Below are 3193 nucleotides of genomic sequence, written 5' to 3'. Positions count from 1 at the left end.
CGGCGGCGACACCATGCTGGTCATCGGCGATGTCACCGGGCACGACATCCAGGCCGCCGCCCGCATGAGCGAACTCCGCAACATGCTGCGGGCGTTGGCCGTCGACCGCCCCGAGGAGACGCCCGGCGAGATCCTGCGGCGTCTCGACACCGCGCAGGCCCGGCTGACCCACGCCGACTCGGCCACCGCCATCCTGGTGCGCCTGCACCCCGGGCCGGACGGCTCCTGGCAGCTGTCGTGGTCGATCGCCGGCCACCCGCCGCCCCTGCTGCTCGCCTGCGACGGCGGCACCGAGTTCCTCACCGGGCCCCACGCCCCGCTGCTCGGAGCGCGGCCCACCATGGAACGCCCGACCCAGCGGGCCGACCTGCCGGCCGGCTCCACGCTGCTGCTGTACACCGACGGTCTGGTGGAGTCCCGGTCGCAGAGCATCGACACCGGCATGGCAAGCCTGCGCCAACGCCTGGCCGACCACCGGGCCATGCCCCTCCGGAAGTTGTGCGCCGCGCTCGCGCGGGAACTGGGGGACACCCGGGACGACATCACGCTGATCGCCGCACGGGTGCCGCCGCCGGGGGCCTGACGACAGCGGCGGGCCGGTGTGGCCCGAATCACCACCGCGGGACCGCATCACCCGCGCAGAACGAGCATGACCGGCGGGAGAAGGGTAGGCGGTAGGAATGGTGCAAGGCCTCCCCCAGGGTGGGGACGGCGCCGAGGGGGGCGCGGAGGATTCGCACGTTCCGGGACAGGAGACCCAGGAGCGCCGCTTGCGGGCATCAGCCGCCTACGACGGCAGTGCGAGTATCGGGGAGGCGCGGTCCCTCGCGTCCGACTTCCTCGCCCGCGTGCAGGCGGAGAGCCAGGTGCCGGTCGGCCCGGACCTGGGGCTGGTGCTCCCGCTCGTCGTGAGCGAACTGGTGACCAATGTGCGCAAGTACGCGCCGGGACCGTACATGCTGGAGCTGGAGCTGGTGCACGACGGACTCGCGGTGAGCGTCTGGGACAGCGACCCTGCTCTCCCGGCCGTCCGCGAGCACGACCCCACCCGCATCGGTGGCCACGGACTCGAGATCGTGACGGCGGTCGCCACCTCCCTGCAGATGCGGCGCGAAGCCGTCGGCAAACGCCTCACCGCCACGCTGCCGCTCCACTAGGCACTGCCCGGCGGCCAAAGGACGGACCTCCTGTCGATGAGTCTGGCCGGCTGTCCTCGCATCGCGATCAGTCATGCGTCGAGCTGATGCGGGGAGGCGTCGCCCTCGTGGGCGGGAGCTCCTGGCCGCCCGCCTCCGCGGGGTGGCTGACTGGTTCCAGATGGTGTCCTGCGCCCATCGGTGACGCCCCGGCAGCGTCACGACGTGCAGAGTGAGCGGAGGATTCGTCGCGTCGCGGGGCAGGGGTTCTCGGTGCCGCCGGACTCGGTGCGGCGTGACCTGTACGCCTGATCACCGCCCAGGTGGTTCGGGCGCGCGCGGGGCCGTCCGCCCTCCGGCCGGGGGACGGCGGTGCGTTCGAGAGCGTCGATCATCTGCGATGCATCACCCCACTGGCCGGGTGTGAGCAGGAAGGCCCGAGGTCGGCATGCGCCTTCACCGGCGCGGTCGATCCTGCAGGCCAGGCCGCCCCGGGACCGTCCGAGCCCTCCTCGGTGCGGTGGTGTCGGGGTGTCGTCCTCTGCCGGGACGCGCGGCTCCTTCCTGGGGTCCCTGCCGCGTACTGATGTACCCGGCAGGAGGTCGAGCCGACCCCGACCGTGCTCCAGTCGACCCGGTCCGCAAGGCCGGCGTCGGCCTGGACGGCACGCAGGATCCAGCCCCAGGCCCCGCCGGCCGACCAGAACCGATGCCGTTCACAGACGGTCTTCCTGCACCGTGACGCCCGGAAGATCCCGCCACGGTACGCCCGGTCGCTGACGGGTCGTGAGGTTCTCGGGCGTGGCGTCGGGTTGCCTACGGCGAGCGGCATATCGCCTGATGCCTCCCCGTCCACCGTCTGGCCGCTGCTGCACCACCACGACGCCGGGAGGGCGCTGCGCTCCTGGGGGTTCGGCTCGACAAGGCACCCGGACAGAGCACCCGGGCGGATGCGGACGGCCCCGGCACGGTCTACCTGGTGAGCGATGAGGTGGAGGCGGCGCACCGGCGGGTGGTCGACGCGGGCGGCGAGGTTCTCGAGGCGCCACCCTGACGCCGGGCTCCTGTGCTGTGGGCGCGTGGTGCCGGGGGGCTCGACGTGGTCGATGCGGCACCGGGCCACAACCGCGACCCCCACCAGCCCCGCAGGTCGCTCCCCTTCTCCGTGGTCCCCGCCACGCGATCGCAGGCGAGCGTTCCGTCCTGGAGCACGTGGCTCAGCCCTGCCACGTGGCAACACCGCAAGACCTCGTGCAGGCCGGAGCATCGTCGGCGAGGACGTTGATGCCCTCGCGGAACCAGCGCAGGGCCAGTTGCCTGTCGGACGGGCCCGGTGCCCGGGAGCCCTTCGGGGTGCCGATCTGGCGACGGTGCCCGACCAAACGGACCGCATACTCCACGAGGCGGCCTGGGACGTCGCGCATCGCAGCACAGGGGACCCCCGTGAAGCCTCCCGTTCAGCGGACGATCTTGTCGTGAGAGCCGTCCCCCCAGGGGCTTCACCTCTGCCCACACCCGGGCCACCGCTGCCCACCCCACCTCGCGATGACCAGACCAACCCGATTCGCAAAGATCAATTCGCCGAGAAAACCTCACCGTGCTTCTCTGGAATTGAGCCTGTTGGCATCGCCCCCTCGAATGGTTGAACCAGGCACTGCCTGCACGTGACAACCGGAGATGCCACCTCCGAGGGGGAGACAGCAAAGGAGAGCCAGATGGACACGCTTCTTTTCGCAGTAGCGAACGAAAGCTCGCACGCGATCGCCATTCGGTATCGGGACTACCCTCAATGGAGCTTCTATCTCGCACCGGGAGCTTGCTGGAACAGCGCACCGGACGAGGTGAAGTTCCCCTGGGTGGGGAAGCAGGACGACATAGTGAACAAGGCCATCGAGTTCAGGAAGGTCGATTCGTCGGGCACCGTTTCGTTCATGTACTCGGTCTTCCAGGAGTGGGACGAGCCCTGGGAAATTCGGTACAGCAACAGCGACAAGTACATGGACACCCGGAACGTGTTCACCCCCAGCATGAACAATCGAAGACTGGTCCTCCTCGCG

Annotated in this window: 3 protein-coding genes and 1 pseudogene; 3 read left to right on the top strand and 1 reads right to left on the bottom strand. The window is 70.2% G+C overall.

Annotation, left to right across the window (positions count from 1 at the left end; all coding sequences use genetic code 11):
- Together ACOJSN_RS21995 and ACOJSN_RS21990 are read left to right on the top strand one after the other, a co-directional pair.
- Positions 1-583: PP2C family protein-serine/threonine phosphatase (locus ACOJSN_RS21995; protein ID WP_420114623.1), on the top strand; the 583-nt coding region annotated here is incomplete at its 5' end.
- Positions 584-770: 187 nt separating this feature from the next.
- On the top strand, positions 771-1157 hold the full coding sequence (locus ACOJSN_RS21990) for an ATP-binding protein (protein WP_420114622.1): 387 nt from the start codon (positions 771-773) through the stop codon (positions 1155-1157).
- Between the two features lie 269 nt (positions 1158-1426).
- On the opposite strand, the pseudogene ACOJSN_RS21985 reads toward ACOJSN_RS21990, so the two are convergent.
- A pseudogene (locus tag ACOJSN_RS21985) lies at positions 1427-2017 on the bottom strand (IS5/IS1182 family transposase); the annotation flags it as partial.
- A gap of 834 nt (positions 2018-2851) precedes the next feature.
- On the opposite strand from ACOJSN_RS21985, the gene ACOJSN_RS21980 reads away from it, so the two are divergent.
- Positions 2852-3193: hypothetical protein (locus tag ACOJSN_RS21980; protein WP_420114621.1), on the top strand; the 342-nt coding region annotated here is incomplete at its 3' end.

The sequence above is a fragment of the Pseudactinotalea sp. genome, from assembly GCF_048594945.1.
In the GTDB taxonomy this organism is placed as follows: Bacteria; Actinomycetota; Actinomycetes; order Actinomycetales; family Beutenbergiaceae; genus Pseudactinotalea.
This window is presented reverse-complemented; position numbering and strand designations above follow the sequence as displayed.